The following is a 20,477-nucleotide window of genomic DNA, read 5'->3' on the forward strand; positions in this document are numbered from 1 at the left end:
GCTGTCTCTCTGGGTTGTGTATTTTGGGTCTACTCTAAATAGACATTATTATCTAATCACTCATATTCCATGAGTTGAGTAAAAATGATGGTGCCTTAATCAACTTTATATACCGATAAGGATTTGTTTTTATCAAAAATTGCTTTGGCTCTTTTATAAGTTACTTTTTTTAGCTGAGGATATTCATACGTGTACATATCACGGGCAAGCTCTTTCCATTCACTTTCACTTTCAAATATACCAGCCATATAATATACATACTGTATTGCCTCCTCTTGATCCTCCGGAGGGCGTGACGTAGGATTTTTTGTGAACTCTGCTCGAGTAACTTCTGGGTCTGCAGCCTTATTCATCCTCATAAGTAACTCTACTGCTTTTCCTGTCGGAAGACGCTTCTGTTGTTTATCGATAACATGCTCAGTCCATTTATGTAAGTCTGAAGTTACATTTTGGAGGCAAAAATTTTCAGAATCTACATCTCTGGTAACGTAAGGAGTCATAAAATCATATAAATTTCCTCGTTCTTTGTTCTGATTAACTAAACCTTTACCTTTAGGTGGTTGCTTGAAACCTTTTGATTTCTTCATGATCTCGTGTCCACCGGACAGAGCGCCCTCAGGCTGTAAGTCAATATACAAAGAAGCTAATTTAGTCATTGTTTCGTTAAACTGGTCTCCTTGTAACGTGCGCATTCCACCTCTCCCTGTTTCAACAATATCCACCAGACGTTCAATAATGTTACCAATGAGGTCGTTTTTAGAATTAGAAATATTCAACTGGGATTGTTTGCCTGATCCAGATGCGCCAATAGCACTACTAGCGGTGGATATATCGTTTGAGGAATTATGCTCTCTTCTGTTGGCTATACTTGCACTTAATTTTTTGAACATCAAACCATTGTCATCAATATAAGATGTCGGATTCCCTTTCACCATGCGATATAAATTCAGCCCATCAATCGTACCGGCGGGGTCTGCACTTAACCAACGACCAATCCACGGTTGATAATAACGATAACCATAGTAATACATCCCCGTAGAATCTTTTTCTTTACCGGAATAACGAATGGTTTTGTAATCTGCTTCTACCACATTTTCGCTAGACCAAATGGCGGTACCGCCATAAGGGTAATACTCTTCATAACTGACTAATTGCCCTTTACCGTCCGTTTCTAATCCGCTGTTGCCAATACCGTCATCATAGCTATAACGCAGTGAATTATTTTCAATCCCTTTCGGTGAGCCAATTTCCCAACACAGCGCCCTGACTTTTGCACTAGTACCTGTTTGAATATGAACCACATCATATTTTTCCGTAGCAGGATTGTTATTCACTTCCCATAGTTCAATATTCGGTAAATAGTGCGTAGTGACTCTTTCTAAATCACCGTTAGCAGTTTTGCGCCCGCGTATTTTCGTCATACGTTGGCTCGCACTGTTATATTGATAGGTTTCTCCCTCAGATAATTGCCCATTTTCCATTATCTCTTTGGTGGCTTTCAGATGATTACGGCTATCCCAAATGATCGCATCGCCATTAAGAAGTTGGGTTAAATTACCACTCTCATCAAAATAGCTATCCACGTTTTTTGGATCTGAACATTGTGACTTTAATAAAGCGCGATTGGTTTTATTTGAAACGGTAATATCTTGAGTAAAACTTTGTTGCGCAATAGCGGAGTGATGGCGAATTTGCGTTAAATTACCGCCTCTATCATAGGTATAGAAACGGGTGTAATTAGTATAGCTTTGCGTATCTTTGACTAACGTTGTCACAGGCTGAGATTGCATTGAAGCAGGCGTTTGTTGATTGGCGGATTCACGCCCTGTTGCACTAACCAATTGATACAGTGAATCATAAATATAGCGATTTTCAGGCACCACTTTCTGATTGCGCCAATAACGCGTCGCTTCTGCATCATTTTTCAAACAAATAATGTTGCCCACCGCATCGTACTCATAACGCAGATCTTGCATGACCTTCGCCCCTAACGCATGACCTTGAGGGCGCTCTGTTTTGACATGCAGTAAACGTTGCGTTTCAGGCTCATATTCATAAGTGGTAACTAAACCATTACCCTGCTCTTCACGCAGTTTTTGCCCTGCCGCACTATAAGAGAGTGACCGCAAAATCTCTTGTTCTGATTGTCCTTTTAAGGTCAACCAAGTTTGTTTTACAAAGCCTGCAATATCATAAGCAAGACGGCGTTGATGGCCTGTACTGTCGGTTTCTGTTAATACCGTACCTGTGGCATCATAACGATATTCCGTCGTGTATTTTTCGGTGTGTTCAATACTGGCTTCACGACTTGGAGCCCAATCAATATGATTATCTGTCACAAACTGTTGCGTTTCTGATATCACTGCGCCGTGTAACGAATAATGGCTATATGTTTTTTTACCTGCAGTATCAAAATGTTCAATACATTTTCCCACTTGGTTGGTATTGATTAACTCACTCGCGTTTCCTTGTCCCCATTTAAGTTTTTGCACCACGGCAGTTCTGCTTTCACCGAGTTTTCCTTCTTTTACTTGCTCTAAATACCGCTCAATGCTTTGCTTGGAATATTCGTACGTTGTCACTGTGCCTTGTGCATTAATCTGTTGTGAAACGGTACCCTCAATATCATTAAGACTAAAGCTTGTACCATTATCAACCCCTTGAGATAAAGTAATGGCGCCACCTAAGCTTATGGTTTGTTGAATATTAGGTTGAATAGAGGTGTCTGATTGTTGTGTTTTATACAATCTTGCATCAATACTGCGCTCTAAATAACCGCGAGCATGATAATGGTGACGAGTAATACGCTCATCGGTTTGGTTAACAGTATCAGGATGACGACAATAGCTAATTTCGCGAATAGCCGATCCGCGATTATCAAGAACCACCACGCTGGGGGTTCGGGTATATAATAGTTGATTTGACATATTTTTAATTCCTTGTGGTTTTCTCTTTATCGTTAATAATTATTTTATTAGTCATTAACGGTGAATAAATACCTTTGTTTATTAAGATATATTATTAATTTATTTATAGGCTAAATACCTTGTGATTAAATTAACCACACTTAGTCCTTAGCCCCTAATCATTATTAATTGAGTTACAATAAGATTATTCTAGTCTCTGCAGTTTAGGATTATAATTCATATTGGACCTACAAATGTCGCCACGACAAAATGAGCAGACAATATTGTCATAGTGAATATTATTTTTCTTTAACTCCTTGAATAGCGCTCCTATTGACGTTATTGAAGGTATAGTGAACCCATCAAAAAGAGTCCGGTTATTTACTGCGACAATATCCGTTTTTACTGTTTGTTTTTGATTGGTTTGTATAATCGCTCGATTGACAGCCAATGCATTACCTATTCTATCGGGTGTATCGTCCGCATATTTGGTTAACATATAATTTGTAATATTAATTACACTATTCTTATCGTTTTCTGCTGCTTCCCAATGCATTTTATTATACGGTTCAATTTCTTTCCAAATTGTATCGTTATACGCACCTGTTACTGTCCTTATTCCCAACAATTCCATTTGCTCAACCGCGAATTGATTATGAAAATCTAGACGATGATTGGAAATGGAAAATAACGTATACTTCTTATTTATTGCGAGGTTCTTAATAGTCGGGTCCTTTAAGTTAGTCCTGTGTGGATTTAAGAATTTTAATGTCACCCCATCGGGTATTGGAACGGCGCCGCGGTTTAAGGTAAAACCGCCATCGGCAGTAACAATAAGTTGTTTTGATGGAGAATCCGGGGTTGAATAGAGCGTAAAATACGGACCTAACTTACTGGCGGTATAGTGAGTCTCTCTTTTAAAATCTCGTGAATTTTTTTGATTCCAAGCCCCAGCCTTTTTAATAGTCTGCTCCCCCCAATCATTTGTTTTTACTTTATGAAATGACGTCGGTAATCGATTGATAAAATGCTCACTTGTTGTTGCAGACGTTGATGCGGTTGACCCCGTGGGCGCTCGCCCATCAGGATCATGCAATGTCACTGGGTTATTGCGCACCATGCGATATAAATTTAGCCCATCAATCGTACCGGCGGGGTCGGCACTTAACCAACGACCAATCCACGGCTGATAATAGCGATAACCGTAATAATAAAGTCCCGTAGCGTCTTTTTCTTTCCCTGAATAACGAATGGTTTTGTAATCCGCCTCTACCGCATTTTCGCTGGACCAAATGGCTGTACCCCCATAGGGGTAATATTCCTCATAACTGACTAACTTCCCTTTACCGTCGGTTTCTAATCCACTGTTGCCAATACCGTCATCATAGCTATAACGCAGTGAATTATTTTCAATCCCTTTCGGTGAGCCAATTTCCCAACACAGCGCCCTGACTTTTGCACTAGTACCTGTTTGAATTTGTACAACGACATATTTCTCTGTCACAGAACGTGTGCTCACTTCCCATTGTTCAATATTTGGTAAATAGTGCGTAGTGACTTTTTCTAAATCACTGTCAGCAACTTTGCGCCCGCGTATTTTCGTCATACGTTGGCTCGCACTGTTATATTGATAGGTTTCTCCCTCAGATAATTGCCCATTTTCCATTATCTCTTTGGTGGCTTTCAGATGATTACGGCTATCCCAAATGATCGCATCGCCATTAAGAAGTTGGGTTAAATTACCACTCTCATCAAAATAGCTATCCACGTTTTTTGGATCTGAACATTGTGACTTTAATAAAGCGCGATTGGTTTTATTTGAAACGGTAATATCTTGAGTAAAACTTTGTTGCGCAATAGCGGAGTGATGGCGAATTTGCGTTAAATTACCGCCTCTATCATAGGTATAGAAACGGGTGTAATTAGTATAGCTTTGCGTATCTTTGACTAACGTAGTAATTGGCTGAGATTGCATTGAAACGGGTGTTTGTTGATTGGCAGATTCACGACCCGTTGCACTGACCAATTGATACAGCGAGTCATACACATAACGATTTTCAGGCACAATTTTTTGATTACGCCAGTAACGTGTGGCTTCAGCATCATTTTTCAGACAGATAATATTGCCGACAGGATCGTACGCATAACGCAGATCTTGCATAATCTTCGCCCCTAATGCATGACCTTGAGGACGCTCTGTTTTAACCTGCAACAAACGTTGTGTTTCAGGCTCATATTCATAAGTGGTGACCAAGCCATTACCTTGCTCTTCACGCAGTTTTTGCCCCGCAGCTGAGTAGGTTAAAGCACGTAAAATCGCTTGCTCTGATTGTCCTTTTAACGTCAACCAAGTTTGTTTTACAAAGCCTGCAATATCATAGGCAATACGGCGTTTATTTCCCTTTGCATCGGTTTCTTCTAATACAGCCCCTGTCGCATCATAAGTATATTGAGTAGTAAATTTTTCAGCTTGTTGAATACTTTGCTCACTGCCGGTACTCCAATTAATGTTATTATCTACAATGAACTGTTGTGTTTCTGATATTACCGCACCTTGTAACGAATAATGGCTATATGTTTTTTTACCTGCAGTATCAAAGTACTCAATACATTTTCCCACTTGGTTGGTCTCTATTAACTCACTCGCGTTTCCTTGTCCCCATTTAAATTTTTGAATAACCTTCGTGTCTGAATTCCCTAATTTTCCTTCTTCTACTTTCTCTAAATATCGTTCAAACCCAGACTGACTATATTTATAGATTGTGACCGTTCCTTTGGCATTAATCTGCTGTGCAACCGTGCCTTCAATATCATTGAAATTAAAGCTATTCCCATTATCAACACCTTGTGAAAGTGATAATGCCTTCCCTAAACTCACCGTTTGTTGAATATTAGGCTGAATGCTGGCGTCTAACTGTTGTGAGTCATACAGTCTTGCATCAATACTGCGTTCTAAATAACCGCGAGCATGATAGTGATGACGCGTAATACGCTCATCGGTTTGGTTTACCATATCAGGATGACGGCAATAGCTAATTTCGCGAATAGCCGATCCGCGATTATCATGAACCACAACAGTCGGGGTTCGTGTATGTAATTGTTGATTTGACATATTTCTATAATTCCTTAGTTTGCTTTCTTTTATGATCCAACTCATAAGTACCAAGCTGACTTTTTGTTGCCAATATTTCTGCCACCGCTTTTTTATCGGTATTACATTTTTCCAATACCAACATTAAACGTGCCACATAATCAGGATAATCCCCCCATACTTGCACATTAAAAAATGGTGCTGAACAGGGCTGTAGTAAGTGTGTTGGTACAAATTTTTCAGGTGCTTTAACGACGGTTAAGGGTGTTTTGCTGCAACTGGATAACAGCGTCAGGCACAGACTCATTAGCACAAGGCGTTTGAGCCAGAAGTAGCCGTAACTCTTGGCGTATTGCATGATTTTCTTCCTCTAAATAGTGTTGCTCCTCTTGTTGATGTATAAGCGTTTCAGAGATTTTTTCCGCTTGTTCGTGCCATTGCATTAATTGTGATTGCAATGTGCGTTGTTGATATTCAAACTGACTATTTTGTTCTGATAACCGATCAATTTGGTTGTGCTGATAGCGGATCACCAGAAGCGTGGTCAGAATGACTAACAACACGCCTCCTTTTGATCCCCAGCGTAGAAGCCAGGTTATACTCATGAATATGCCTCTCTAGACAGCTCATAATGAGGGCCATCACGAAACGATATCCAATCACCGCCCCAATTCATTAAAACACCCAATTGATGTGCTGCTTGTTTCATCGCTTTTGATACGGATTCAAACGCAGACCAATCTTGCCAAGGGATAGCACCATTCACTAACGGTACTATATCTACAGCATGACCTGTTAAATGACGGCTATTGAGTGTTTTGCTTTTGCCTTCGTTCATTAACGCTTTTTGACGCGCAAATGAACGTAGCCCTTCGATGACAACAAAATCATATTCACTCAATGTCAGCGCCAAATTAACCACTCGGACTAAATCTTGATGCACATCCTTTAAGTTATTTTGACTTCGTTGACTCAATGTATACGTATTCATTTAGGCTCCTTAAGGCTATTCATGCCAAAAACACGGTTCCATAGCCAAATCAACGTGGTACTCCCCATTGAGCCAAAAAGCCCTGCAATCATGTAAGACATATAGCGACTTGCCCCACTTTCAAAACTCAATAATCCACCAAGTAAGCCTGTAAATACTGAAATCACGATCTGGCTAGCAATGCCATACCAAGACCACTTAATTTGTTTTTGCCTAATTTCCATTAAATACCTCACGATACCTCCCCAGGCTGAAAATCCACCGATAATCATCCAAGCGAGTGCATCACTTTCAGATGGGATTGAGACCAGCATAATAAAATTCCTACGTTAAGCGGGTTAGAGAAAGAAGAGTCAATAACCCGCATTTCATCACCTTATGTTAAAGTGTCATTTTCATCTTCCTGCACAATAAACCAAGGTGTCACAAGGGTATTACGCTGATAACCTTTGGCAGTAATAACCCGATATAAACGCCCCAATGCGTCATAGTAGTGAGTATCAGCAAAACGATTTTGCTGAGCTGAACTATCAGCGAGATAACGCCAGTCATTAAGAAAGTAAGGTTGATAAACTCGCTTTACATTCCCTTTGTTGTCATATTCTGTTTCGCCTGAAATAGCCCAACGAATCGTGGTGCTCTTTTGTTGCGCTCGCTGATTTTTATCAACCCTCAGTGTGGCATTATCGCTACGTAAAAAGGCTTCACCGGCTTCTACTCTGACAGAAGTTTGCAATAGGCGTCCCAAACCATCGCTAAAGGCGATTTGTTGGCGAATTTGCTGTTGTGAATTGCTGTCATAACGATCTGTCATGATTTGCAGAGCGTGCGGAGGTAGCTTTGACGATGTTGACATCCAACTGTCTGTTACATACACAAAACCCGTTGCAATCGGCAGTGGCGCGGTTAATGCTAAAGCCCCATCGATGGTTGTTGGCATAGAAAACGCTTTATCGCTATAACCGCTTTGTTTGCCGTCTTCCGTTCCTGAAAAACGCGTCGTCGTCACACGACCTAAACCATCAAAAGTGACTTGATGAATATTATGATTGGCATCAGTAATCGAATTAGGCGATAAAAAACGCCAATCGTAAGTGAGATGGAAATCTTGTGTATTCTGAGGGGATCCTTTACCCATTAATGCGCAAAATTGTTTATCCCATAACAGTTTGTAATCACAAGAAAGCGCAGACTGTTTATACACCAGCGGTTTGTGAAACTGAGCTAAAGTACCGTAGGTTGTGACGCCTAATAACTGTTTTATCCACAGCTGTTTCTCTTTCTCTTTTTCATCAGCAAACTGATAATTTGCTTGTGAATAACCCGCATCTTTCAGTACGTTATCAAGCTGTAATTGAGGATAAGGCTGCGATAATACTCTTGCTGTCTCTTCATCCAATTCTGCGGTTTCTGTATAAGCCAAACGAATAGGAAAATCAGGTGTTTCCAAGGTTGCTTTATTATCAGCATCCATATAGGCAAACTGCTGTTGACCAGCAAATACGGATGCGGATTTTTGTGTGAGCAAATTATTGGTTGCTAATAATGCTTCGACACTTAAGCCCTCTTTAGGCTGTTTTTCAGCACCAAAAGTCCAAATATCGTGACGACTTGCTTTCACAACGCCGAGCTGATAAATCTGCTTTTCTGAAATATCAAGATGATGACAAGTTTGACGCGATAAGCTTAAACGTAAGCTTTGTTGCTGTTGATCATAGCTAGAGCTCCATAATGTATCAGGTAGGCTTTCATAATGCTGATACGGATTTTCCGCTGTATTATGGCGTCTTGGGTAATCAACAGAGACTGCTTTAGAGACAACACCATAGCCATCTTGCTCTAAGGTGATTTGTTGATGGCAAGTGGGATCAGACGCAATACGCTCATAATGATAGGCACGACTCTCAACCACAGATGGTATCACCACAGGGGAACTTCCTTGTGCTTCAATCAAACGCACTTGTGGGCGTTGTTCTGTTACGGCATAAGGTACAGTTGATACCGTTGAATTATCCAATCCATAGACTTCACTTCTTATTAACGTGCCTTGCAATCCACGCTCAAGCCAATAATTTTGTTGTTGACGTAAATCGCTATCGCACTCTTTTTCTGCACTCCCTTCACCTTGCGTAAATCGAGGAGAAAACTGTGGAAATGCCGCGTTATCGCCCTGCCAGAATTCATCAGCAAATTTGGCATCAACAGACAATTTACCAGTAAAAAACCACTGACGCGTTAATGCATTTGGGGTTTTATCTGCGCTGTTTTCTTCGCTTTTAAATGACTCCGCATTAGTGACTTCAACACAACCAAAACCACGAAACTCTTTCTCTTTACCATCCCACACACCGTGGCGATAGTTATAAGTTTGCGTTAAACGGCTTTGTGTTATTTCATCAACGGTTTCAATTTGCCACAGAGTATGCAACGCAAAAGGCAGATAACTAACGGCTTTTTCTTTACCTTGCTGTTTTCTTGCTAATTTTTCATCCAACCAACATTGCGCTGAACTGCGGTAATGTAGATGTTGAACCATGCCCATATTGTTATTAATCGAGCTTAACAACCACGGTTTTTCATTCTGTAAAGAGAGCACCCAATGTTGTGCTTTAGGTGTCAATTTGGTCAGTAAAATACTGGCAACACCTAAACCTTGCACATCGGCAATCTGTAATTGGCAAAGGTTATCGAAATGCATCCCTTTAGGTAGCGCGATATCATCGCCACGCACAAATTGATTACCACTTTGGTTAAAATAGACCTCTAAGTGAGTGGATTGAGCATAAATAATATCCGTTGTACCACTGCCATCTAAATCCGCCAAATAGAGCTGATTAGGATTAAATTTCACGCGATCAGCAGAAAAACCCGTAAGAGTGATAGGAGTACTAAACTTACCATTACCTAAATGCACCCAACACGTCACACCTTGATAATCCACCTTAATCAGATGTTGTTGACCGGAACCTAATACATCACTAAATGCCACTAAAGTTCGTCGATTAACGTTTTTAATCGGCAAAGTGACGCCATCAGCCTGCATAATCTCTTTACTTTTTTTCCAGCCTTGCGCTGAACCGGCATAAAGACGAATACTACGAGGACCAATCAACGCTAAATCAGCAAAACCACTGCCTGTTAATGAGGTTATTTCTGCTCGAGGATGAAAATATTCCATCGGAAAGGCATTAAGAGGCACAAAATTTAGCCAATTTTCTGCTTTTTCTTCATCTTGCGTGTAATAGCCATTCACATTGCCTTGTGTCACTAACCACTCTAATTTGCCGTCACCGGTAATATCCGTCAGCATTGCCGAACCGCGTAATGAAGGAATAATCGGCAATGGCTGCGCTTTATCCCATGTCATTGCATTTGGGTTTTGCTGATCTTCTTTTCTAATCGGTGCGCGATACCACCAAGCGTCGCTGTCTTGATACAGTACGCCAGCAAGTCCTTCACCTAATAAATCAACATATTGATAAGGCTGTTGTGGTGAAAATTGCGCCAATTCATCTAATGATTGCCACTGTGCTTGTGTAGGAGAACCCACTTTTTGCCAATCAAAATTTACAGGTGGTAATGTCATCAGCGATTGTGCATCTTTATTGTTATTAAATGCCGATTGCTGTGCTGAAACTAACATGCTACCTGATGCTGATTCATCGTAAGTCAGTGTTAATCTTGAGACTAACTCTGGCGTTTCCGCTTTGGCACTTTGCTGCGCTAAGCTTTCTAAACGGTGATACATCAGCACTTGGCGACATAAACGACGAGTACGCACTTCAAAACCGTAATTAAATTGAGAAAAACAGTCTTTACGCACTGCCCACGCTGAACCACTTTGCCATTGCGGATACGTTGCTAATGCACTGCTACGTTCACCGTAATCAAATACCAGTGTAAATAATGCATTGTCAGGTAATGTGTTATCGGTTTTAGTACATGAAAAGGCTCTTTCACCAATAGGATTACCGTAATACACTTTTTCTAAATAACGTTGTGTATTGGCATTCTTGTGTGATTGAATTTCTTGCTTATCGCACCCTTGTTCATCTTCAGCGCGATAGTGATATTCAATTTGCTCACCGGTTGCTGAAACAGACGCATTGAGGTTCCATTGCGCAATATTCGCACTGTTTTGACTATCCACAATCTGCGCTGTGGTTTCATAACCAAATAAATGCACATCACCATTTGCACTTAACATCACCCAAAACTGTTTTGGGGTATTGGCAGGTGCATTCTTGTCATTAAGTGACCAACACTCAAAACGGCTAAAGCTTTTTTCAATACGAGAGCGATAAACGGTCACTTGATATTGATGTGATAAATTCACACCTAATAATTCACTACGTTGTAGGGTTTCAATGTCGCCCTTTTTATTAACAACCGGGACAATCACTTCGCCTTCAGGACCAACAAATTCATCTTGTTGAGTATAAGTAGGAACACCTTTTGAAGTACGACGACGAATCGACATCACTCCTACAGACCAACCAAAACCAAAAGCGCCATTACCAGATTGATTTTGATAAGTTAAACCTAAAGAAGGGGCGTAACCACGGCCTTGACTAATGGGCAACGGCAAACTAAAAGTAGCGGCACCATCAGGGCCAACAGCGCCCATATTGCCAGTTAACCCTGTGACAGCACCACCGCCTTTCGGTAAATTAGGTGCATCAAAGGTCAATTTCTCTGAATTTTGCATGTAGAACTCCTGACAGGCTCCCTAAGGAGCCTGTAATTAATTAAGATTTAGATAATTAACGAATGGTGTAATTAATGTGGAGAATGATGTCGTTCAGTGTCAGTAACATCTCTTTTTGCTTATCTGTGGCATCAGGGAAGCTTAAAGTCAGTGTACTGGTGTCATTCACTGGTAAACCTTCAAAGGGTAGATAACGCTCATCATTAAAGTTCAGTTGGAACTGACCACTGTCATTCATGCCATGAGAAATCGCAATTGCATTACAACCACGTGGTTTCACTGCACTACCGCCATAATTCAGTACGGCTCTAATATTCTGATAACTGCCTGTTAATGCTGGTAATGTCACACTAATTTGCTTAACGCGACGCAATTTACCTAAATCAGCAGGGTAATCTTTGTCAATAGCTAAATCAGATAACTTAATAGAGGCTTGCAATTGACCATTTTTCAGCGTGATACCATTTTCTGCTGTACCTAGCTGAGTTTTCGATTTGTTAATCACATCAGCCACTTGGTCAAAGCCAAACTTATTACTACTTAAACCTTGATACACATCTGCCAACGATACAATCTTGGTGATTTCCAGTGCACGTTTGTCTTTTTCAAGGTAGCTATTTTCCATTTGAGTCAGGTTATGCATTAAGCTTTCACCCGCCATCAAACCAGAATAGTTACCTTGCCATGCCCTTGGACGAATAAAGGTTTGTGTTTCACCTAAGTCGTACTGATAAGCCAATTCTGCCATACGACAACGAGAAACAGTTAAGTCGTAAAAAGGTTTATAAATCGCCATTAATTTACCGCGTAACCAGCTATACAGGGCTTTATTGGTAAATTTATTTTGCAAGAAGATTAAGTGCTCTCGTGTTTGCTGTTGTTGTAACTTCATGCTATCTAACTGCAGTCTCGCCGCCTGTTGACGAACCTCTAATGCAGCAAGCTGAGCATCAAACTGATCTAATTCGGATTGTGCGGTATCACATAATGAGCCCCACTCTTCATGGCGTCGACGATAATACTCTGATTGACTTAATCTATCTGCAGAAATACGGGTGGAAGAACTTGATAATTGCAGACAAATTGATGTTGCATTAAAAATAGCGCCTAAACGTGATCCCCCGACAGCCATACCATAAATATTTGGCACAAGATCTGCAGCCGCTGCTGCCATATTGAGTCCTTGGCTTGCGGTATTTAGCACAGAAGAGCTCAAATAGAGATCCATGGCTTGTTGTTCTCGCGTGCTAATATTCTGGTTATACAATTTTTTATAATAAGTAAGGCGTTTATCAGCACCTGAACGTAAATCCTGTAATGCTTTTTTATTATGCTCAAATTCTTCCAGCGTTTTCTGCTGGTATTTGATATTTTGCAGAATAATTTCGCTACCTTGAGTGATCAATAATTCAGACAATGCTTGTGCATCTTGGCGTTCTGTAATGCTAAAAAGTGAGCTACCAAATTGCATTAGCTGATTTACCACAGATTTTGCGCTATTTAAAATAACAGGGAAGCGCTGTATTGGCATCACTGCATTTGGCAAACCACTACCACCTTGTGATTGAATCACGGCAGCATTTTGCAGTGCTTTAGGATCTGCTGGTGCCGTATAAATTGGCAGTGACAACGGTTGTCCATCAATCGATAAATTGTGACGTAAGTTAAACAAACGAGCTTTTAATATGTCTCGATACTGCGCTAATTTTTCATTAATTTGCGGTAAAAAAACCGAAGTTAAGGTATTTGCAGTACGCGGTAACTCCCCATCGTTACACACTTCATGAATTACGCGTGTTGAGGTTGTTTTTGATGCTGCATCAATTAGTTTTGGCGCAGACCAAATAGCGTCACTGACTGATTCCGTTTCAGCACCTAACAGTTTCAGTGCCTGCACATACCACATTTTAGCTTCATTTAAAGAGTCTCGTTCAAGTAGACGATAAGCGCTGTCTCCCCTCGCCATAACAATATCGAGGTACTTCATAAACGTAGCCAGCTTATAGTGCATTGGATCAGCTTGTGCCACAGCATCAGGATCGGTTGAATCCAATTGGTCATTATCCCAAGCTATATCTGCTAACAATGGCTGCGAATTCCAAACACGATGAGTATGAGTATCACTATCAATATAACCAATTGGACTAAAAACATAACGTAGCCAACGATTAGCTTCATCGTAATTTTGTCCTTCTAACATCACATTTGCTAACATCATCGGAGTGTAATAGAACAGTTCCCAAAAATAGAGGGCATTAGCACCATTAAAATCCATCGGTACGTCAGCACCTTCATCCAAAGCAGGTTCAGGTAGCCTCTGAGAACTTAATGTTAAAATAGCATCAATTCCTTTATTCGCACGTTTGACTAATTGGCGTGCAAATAACGTATTTAAACGTACTAACAAAGGTTTATTTGCTACTGTCATTGACATATATTGAGCATGCTTTCGATTTGTTTTTAAGCTAATAACACTTTCATTTATATGTTCCAATTCACTAACTTTGAAAGAACATAAGATTTCAGAAATAACTTTTTGTTTCTTATTAACCGCTATTACTTTTGTAGTTAATATTAATTCACCATCATCATTAAATTCTCTTAGCGGCAGATCAAGCTTAAGTACATTATTTTTACTATTGAAGCTATTACTGCCTTCATTTAAAGAAGTATTGGCTTTAGACCATTGTTCAAGAGAATAGGTGACTTTATTATCTGGATTAGAAGATAATGTTATCTTAATATCTTCAATCATTTCATCATCAGTATAGATAACTTTATTTAAATCACTCTCACTAATAGTCAATGGGTAAGATATCATTTTCCCATATGCACCCAGAAGCAAGTCACTCTTTGTTTCTCCTGAAACAGAAAAAAGAAATCTTGGCGTTTCTGTGTTTAAAAATTTTTGTAACGATACATCGCCTAACTCATTAGAAAGCGTAAAGGCGATTTCATTTTTCGATGTATAAGTTAATAATTTATTTGACTGTTTAGTAAAAAAAGCCAGTTCTACGTTATAATCTTCTCCATTATTAATATCTGAGCCTTTAATTATCGCATTTTTATTATTATCATAAATAAAGAAGTAAACTGTATCTGTCTTAATATCAAAACCCAAATAATAACTATAATCAGTTTTTATATTAAAAGCCAAAGTTTCTAACTTACCGACACTACCAGAAGTATAAACAATATCCTCTAATATAGCCCCCTCTTTTAACAAACCTTTAAAAATATCTTTAATAGATGCAGGAGCAAGATGTCCATAATTAACATCACAGTTAATAAAAGCGGAAAGATAACAAGATAACATTTCATTTTTCGATTCTATACTTACGCCATTAATTAAACTGCCTGAAAGAGAAACATTTTTAGAGTCAGTCGTTTTTATATTATCAATAGGATCATGAGAGATAGAATAAGCAAATTTTCCTCTCAACATAAATTTATTATTAACATTATTAATGGATTCTTTACCAACTATATCAAATTCAGATTTCACATTAATATAAATGTTTTCTGCATTTTCTTCATTTGAGTCCGATATATTAGAAAATATCATTTCATTATCAATAGAATAAACATTATACTCCTTATTTCCATCATCATAGGTATCCTTAGTGATATAAGTTAAAAAGTATAATTTATCAAGCTCTTGATCATAGCTTAAATGAAAATTCCCTTCTTTTTTCTCTATGATATTATTAGAAAATTGGAAATCAATAGGTGAACTCCAAGTTCCATCATAACGGATATGTGATAAATTTAAACTATAACGTGCCTGCGTAGAAATTGGTACAGACATCGTTTTTTCTTTATTTTCAATTTCTCTATTTTCAGCTTCTTTACGTTCAATCCAAGCAACATATAATCGATTATTAAAAATAACAGGACGAATTAAATTATTGTAAGGGCTAGCACCATTCTCAATTTTCGTCCACTCAGTCCAGGCATTGGATGCCATGACACCTTTTTTTATTTTACTATGATCTGCACTACGCCAATAATAACTTGCTTTTTCTGATACATTATGACCAATAAAATAAGTCTTTCCATCTTCTAATGTCACACCATCATGGTAACCACTAATTACATCTAAATTAGCAATTTGTTCAAAAGAAGTTAAATATGTTTTAAATGCATCATCAATTGTATCACTGTTAATGCTATTTTGACCGATCGTCTGTAACAGCGTATCCATCATTTTAGTTTGACCAATACGTACTGTAGGATCAATATAATTTTCAGGATAATAAGTTAATAAAGAAACGCTACTCCAAGTGCTATAACGCTTATTATATTTATCCCAATCTATAAAAAATTGACGAGATTTAATAGGTGTGTGATTAGCTTTTATATCTAAGGATAAAAATTCATTGATATATAGCTGTATACTTGCAATAGCTTGCTCTATCTTTGTGGTTTTTATTTCAGATGAGATCTTATTATCAATCAGTAAATAATAATAAACATCATCACTAGTTACTAAATTTAACTCACTAAACTGATTAATATAAAATGAACATAATGCAACATTCTTTTTTTCATCCATTTTATTTTTTAGTAAAATAGCTTGTTGAGCATTTAATCCACTTTGTAAGTTTTTACTGACTCTATCCCAATTCAAATAATCTTCTTCTTTATTACCACTTATGGAAAATTTTAATTTAGTTAATAAATCAAAATTATTTGGTGTAATATTAAAAACTTTAACCATATCAATATAGCTAGAAATTTCTTTGATATTATCAAAGTTAATCACATCATCAAGTTTCAATAGAGAGATTATTTGATTAATAACATCTTCACTAACTTTATATATTTTTGATAAAATTGAAGCTCTATCTCTACCTATAATAATGTTTGACAGATCCTCTTTATTACTTATTTTATCTAAATAAAAATGATGAAAATCAGATAAATCTTTTATTGACTTGATATTTGGAAGGATTGTTCCATTACCAATCACACGTTGCCACCCCAATATATTTATCTCATCTTCATTTAAGCCTATTTTAGCAAAAATAGCGATCATTTGACATAAATTTTGTATATAAGTAATAACATTATTTTTATCCTCTTGTGTTTTATCTTCCTTATTGATTAAATCAACAAAATCATAAATAGTTGAATTTAATGAATCTGTAGATTCCAGAGTCATCCATACAGAACCAGCTTGGTTTAAAGAAGAAATATGAAAATAAGAAGATATTATAGGTAAATAAGATTCTAATATTTTCTGTGGAGATAATAAAACATCATTAACTAACTTAACATTCATTAATTCTTCAATAAGATTTTTTATTTCATCTGTATAGCGCAAATCATATTTATTTGCCGTCATTACATATAGTTCCGGAATATTCAATTTATAATCTGTAATAAATTTTAAATAATTATCTATTGTATAAATTAAATTAGCCGCATCATCTGATGAAGATTGTTGATTAATAGGTTTACTAAAAGGATCTGACAACATATCGAGTAATAAAGAAAGAGTATAAATATCTAGGCCATGTACTGTTGCCAATAAATATACTCGATATAACAGTGAAATATTTTCTATAGAACAAGTAAATTCCGTTGTTTTACCAGAAGCTAATTTCCACATAGCAACAATACCAATATCATCAGCATGAAATGCTCTTTTTAAGGTATTAATACGTATTATATCATCTGGAGATGATGAATTAAAATCAAGTGCTTTATTATCTGCAATAAATTTTAATTCACCTAAAGGAGGAGAATTAAATAAAACATCAAATAGAGATAAGGAATTATTTAATGTTTTTTCATTAATGTTAGCACCATTAAGCACTATAGATTGCTCAATATTAATATTGTATTTCTCCATAATATATTGCACATGAAGAATAGCTCGGATCACCTCAGAATCAATATTGTTATCATTATTTTTTGTTTTAATTAAAATAATTAAATTATCAACAGAGATCCCCGTTGCTTTATGCAAGCGAATAATTTTATTTAAGATCAACATGCCTTTTGAAGATAATTCATTATTTACTTTAAGTGTATTAAATAATGGTAATATTTCTTCTTCTGGAATAGAATAATATTCAGATAAGAATCTTAGATTATTTTTTAAACTAATATCCTTATTTCCGAAATTTTTCTCTACTAGTTCATCAATATTATTTTCAGAAATTACTTCTGTTAAAATAGTATATAACTCAGGAGAAATCGATGAAATAATTGTTGAGATCCATTCTGTATCCAAAATATCAAGAGAATCCTCAGCTTTCACTAATTTATCAACCAAGCCATCCTGTAATAATAATGTTTCTCGAATAGTTTGATAAGGTTGATGATAAGGATTTTCACCCATTGTACGGTTTGTTGCTAGTTCTTGAAATAAATCTTTATCATTACCTAATTTATGTTGTAATGCTGTGGTTAATATTTGATTTGATAAAGACAGTGTTGAAATTTCTTTATCCATATTTTCTTGAGAAAGTACTAATTCTGCTAAATCAGGACGGCGTCTATTAAGGCGATACCTTGGGTTTTCAGCATGTATTTCTTTCGCTTCACGATAAAGTTCTGTTAAATAACCCGCAGGCGAAAACATCGATGCTACAGATTTAGAATCGACATAATAGTTGTCTCGATTTGGGATCCAATTTTCTAATGTATTACTTTGAGCAATCTGAGATCGCATTCCTAAAGCCACTGCATTTTGCACTTGTGGATTACGACGTGCTAAATAGTGCGCTTCATTAATTTTACTCTTTTTGGCGGCTTTTTGTGCTTCTTTATATAATATTTTTGCTTCATGCCAACTAAGTTTTTCTTCACTAAGTGCGTAAATTTCATGAAGTGATAAGGGAGCCAGATCATTTAACGTAATATTTTCTACTGCATCAGAATTCATTTTTGTTAAAAGCGTATTAATGTTTTTCATTAAATATTTTCCTAATATAAGTTAATTTAAAATAGAGAGAATTTAATCGTCGTTTCATCTCGAAAATTAAAATAACAAGAAAAATAAAAATGAAAATTGAGTTTTTATAACGTGATATTGAGTTTTTTTATGCTTTATAGAATAGCCACGTTTTTTAATAAAAAAAACATATAAAAAAAGATATAAATAACAAATAAAATGTAGCAATAATAAAATCAATCATTTGATTTTATTTCTTATAAAAAATGCCATTATTTATTATCAAATTTAGTCATCGATATTCTTTTTTAAATTTATCTTCGATAATTTTTCACTTTTAGTCGCTGTAAAAATATTATTGACCAATATCAATATAAAAATCCCATTCAAGCAGATTATTGTTTTCAATTAATATGTCTCTGTGGAGAACACTTACATGTTTTTCTCACGAAAAATAAACCAGTTTTTTGCCGTTGCAACTTGTCAAAGCCTAGTCAAAGCAGCAGAACAAATCAATGTTACCCCATCCGCATTACGCCACGGTATTAACGAACTTGAAAGCCAAATAGGTAAATCACTGATTAAACGCTCCAAAAGCGGAATGAATCTTACTCCTGCGGGGAAAACACTCTATGAACGTTTATATCCCTATTATGAAAAAATTAGAAAAATTGAAAATCAGATACTGACCTCAAATGAGGACAAAATCTCACTCTCCATTAAATTAGATGGTCTTTATTACCCTGATTTAAAAACAAAATTGTTAGAGATCCGACAAAAAAACAATCAATACAGCCTGTCTTTAGAAGACGGTTATATCGATGATATTAAAGAGGAACTTTTTGATAAAGAGTTTGATCTTGTGATTTCTTCTCTTGAGTTTGACTATCCACAAAAAAATATCAATGCAATCAATTTATGCACACAAAAAGTCGGCTTATTAGTAAATAAGAAGCTCTATGAACAATATCCCAATACCAAAACATTTTTTGCCAAAGAAACCTTGATACAAAGAAACAGCACTTTACAAAATCCAATATTTTCAACGATTTTGAGTAAACTAAAAAATCAAGGTTATCAATACCATACTTTAGGTTTAACAGAAATGGCGGATGTTTTGCACTGCGTGGATGAGGGGGCTGGTTACTGCTTTATACCTGAAAATATTCATTATATTTCAGCCATTACAAACGATGAAGTACAGTTTATTCGTTCTCCTTTTCCTTTTGATATTTTCTTACATCAAAAAGTCTATTTTAAAAAAGAGAATAATAAGAAATTAGATGATATCGCAATGACACTACGTTAATGACTTAAAACAGAGCATTAATCGTATCAGAGGTAAACCCTCGGTATTGTAAATAACGAACTTGTTTGGCTTTCTCTTTATAATCTTTGGGTTTACCTGTACCAAATTTTTTCTCTTTAAGATCTTGGCAGAGTGCATACCAATCAGTATCTGTTTCTTCTAATACACGGTCGATTATTTCGCTAGGGAATCCTTTTAGGCGTAATTCTTGGCGGATACGTAAAGGTCCATAGGATTTATTTAAATAACTGCGAAAAAAACTATAAATAGTTCGATTATCATCAAGATATTGGCTTTCAAGTAAGCGTTCGATAACTTGAGGCAAATATTCAGGGGCGGTAGGCGAATCTTTCTCCGTTTCGCGAATTCGGCGTTCGATTCGACGTTGTAGTTCGTTTGTACTGTAATCACGGCGAGAGAGCATAAAAATAGCGTACTGATAAAGTTCTTGATAGGTCATAACGTTCCTTTATTAAAAGAGTCCATGTGAATTGACTCTTATCATAACGGTTTATCACCGAAATAACTTATTTCGACGTTAATTTAATCAGTAATCTGGCGAGTAATA

The 20,477-nt window shown here is 36.9% G+C and carries 10 protein-coding genes; 1 reads left to right on the forward strand and 9 read right to left on the reverse strand.

Features of this window, described 5'->3' with window-relative positions; all coding sequences use genetic code 11:
* Positions 1 to 95: 95 nt before the first annotated feature.
* From QSH13_RS13130 to QSH13_RS13165, 8 genes are all read right to left on the reverse strand, one after another.
* Positions 96 to 2,927, reverse strand: a complete 2,832-nt coding sequence (locus QSH13_RS13130; protein WP_286039255.1) for an RHS repeat domain-containing protein — start codon at positions 2,925 to 2,927, stop codon at positions 96 to 98.
* Positions 2,928 to 3,111: 184 nt separating this feature from the next.
* Positions 3,112 to 6,018: an RHS repeat-associated core domain-containing protein gene (locus tag QSH13_RS13135; protein ID WP_286039256.1), complete on the reverse strand. Its 2,907-nt coding sequence runs from the start codon at positions 6,016 to 6,018 to the stop codon at positions 3,112 to 3,114.
* 4 nt (positions 6,019 to 6,022) lie between these two features.
* Entirely contained in the window at positions 6,023 to 6,355 is a 333-nt protein-coding gene (gene lysC, locus QSH13_RS13140) for an Rz1-like lysis system protein LysC (protein ID WP_249718257.1), read from the reverse strand.
* Positions 6,246 to 6,602 (reverse strand): hypothetical protein, encoded by a 357-nt coding sequence (locus QSH13_RS13145; protein ID WP_196544833.1) that lies wholly within the window; start codon positions 6,600 to 6,602, stop codon positions 6,246 to 6,248. Before QSH13_RS13145 ends, lysC begins: the two co-directional genes overlap by 110 nt.
* Positions 6,599 to 6,988, reverse strand: a complete 390-nt coding sequence (locus QSH13_RS13150) for a M15 family metallopeptidase (RefSeq protein WP_196544832.1) — start codon at positions 6,986 to 6,988, stop codon at positions 6,599 to 6,601. The genes QSH13_RS13145 and QSH13_RS13150 overlap by 4 nt, the downstream gene beginning before the upstream one ends.
* The gene (locus QSH13_RS13155; RefSeq protein WP_196544831.1) at positions 6,985 to 7,302 is read right to left on the reverse strand and encodes a phage holin family protein; all 318 of its coding nucleotides are present in this window, start codon (positions 7,300 to 7,302) and stop codon (positions 6,985 to 6,987) included. The genes QSH13_RS13150 and QSH13_RS13155 overlap by 4 nt, the downstream gene beginning before the upstream one ends.
* 62 nt (positions 7,303 to 7,364) lie before the next feature.
* Complete coding sequence (locus QSH13_RS13160) at positions 7,365 to 11,696, reverse strand: SpvB/TcaC N-terminal domain-containing protein (RefSeq protein WP_286039257.1); 4,332 nt, start codon at positions 11,694 to 11,696, stop codon at positions 7,365 to 7,367.
* A 55-nt stretch (positions 11,697 to 11,751) separates the two neighbouring features.
* Complete coding sequence (locus tag QSH13_RS13165; RefSeq protein ID WP_286039258.1) at positions 11,752 to 18,621, reverse strand: Tc toxin subunit A-related protein; 6,870 nt, start codon at positions 18,619 to 18,621, stop codon at positions 11,752 to 11,754.
* A gap of 415 nt (positions 18,622 to 19,036) precedes the next feature.
* Here QSH13_RS13165 and QSH13_RS13170 point away from each other — a divergent pair, with 415 nt between their 5' ends.
* Positions 19,037 to 19,909, forward strand: a complete 873-nt coding sequence (locus QSH13_RS13170) for a LysR family transcriptional regulator (RefSeq protein ID WP_286039259.1) — start codon at positions 19,037 to 19,039, stop codon at positions 19,907 to 19,909.
* 4 nt (positions 19,910 to 19,913) lie between these two features.
* Here QSH13_RS13170 and QSH13_RS13175 read toward each other — a convergent pair whose 3' ends face one another.
* Positions 19,914 to 20,369, reverse strand: a complete 456-nt coding sequence (locus QSH13_RS13175; protein WP_109398273.1) for a regulatory protein RecX — start codon at positions 20,367 to 20,369, stop codon at positions 19,914 to 19,916.
* Between the last annotated feature and the right edge of the window lie 108 nt (positions 20,370 to 20,477).

This window comes from Proteus faecis, from assembly GCF_030286765.1.
Taxonomy (GTDB): domain Bacteria; phylum Pseudomonadota; class Gammaproteobacteria; order Enterobacterales; family Enterobacteriaceae; genus Proteus; species Proteus faecis.

Excerpts from the sequence above, each read along its gene's own strand:
- QSH13_RS13130 (WP_286039255.1), bottom strand. The coding sequence starts at position 2,927 with ATGTCAAATCAACTATTATATACCCGAACCCCCAGCGTGGTGGTTCTT.
- QSH13_RS13175 (WP_109398273.1), bottom strand. The coding sequence starts at position 20,369 with ATGACCTATCAAGAACTTTATCAGTACGCTATTTTTATGCTCTCTCGC.
- QSH13_RS13150 (WP_196544832.1), bottom strand. The coding sequence starts at position 6,988 with ATGAATACGTATACATTGAGTCAACGAAGTCAAAATAACTTAAAGGAT.
- QSH13_RS13155 (WP_196544831.1), bottom strand. The coding sequence starts at position 7,302 with ATGCTGGTCTCAATCCCATCTGAAAGTGATGCACTCGCTTGGATGATT.
- QSH13_RS13165 (WP_286039258.1), bottom strand. The coding sequence starts at position 18,621 with ATGAAAAACATTAATACGCTTTTAACAAAAATGAATTCTGATGCAGTA.
- lysC (WP_249718257.1), bottom strand. The coding sequence starts at position 6,355 with ATGCAATACGCCAAGAGTTACGGCTACTTCTGGCTCAAACGCCTTGTG.
- QSH13_RS13170 (WP_286039259.1), top strand. The coding sequence starts at position 19,037 with ATGTTTTTCTCACGAAAAATAAACCAGTTTTTTGCCGTTGCAACTTGT.
- QSH13_RS13160 (WP_286039257.1), bottom strand. The coding sequence starts at position 11,696 with ATGCAAAATTCAGAGAAATTGACCTTTGATGCACCTAATTTACCGAAA.
- QSH13_RS13145 (WP_196544833.1), bottom strand. The coding sequence starts at position 6,602 with ATGAGTATAACCTGGCTTCTACGCTGGGGATCAAAAGGAGGCGTGTTG.
- QSH13_RS13135 (WP_286039256.1), bottom strand. The coding sequence starts at position 6,018 with ATGTCAAATCAACAATTACATACACGAACCCCGACTGTTGTGGTTCAT.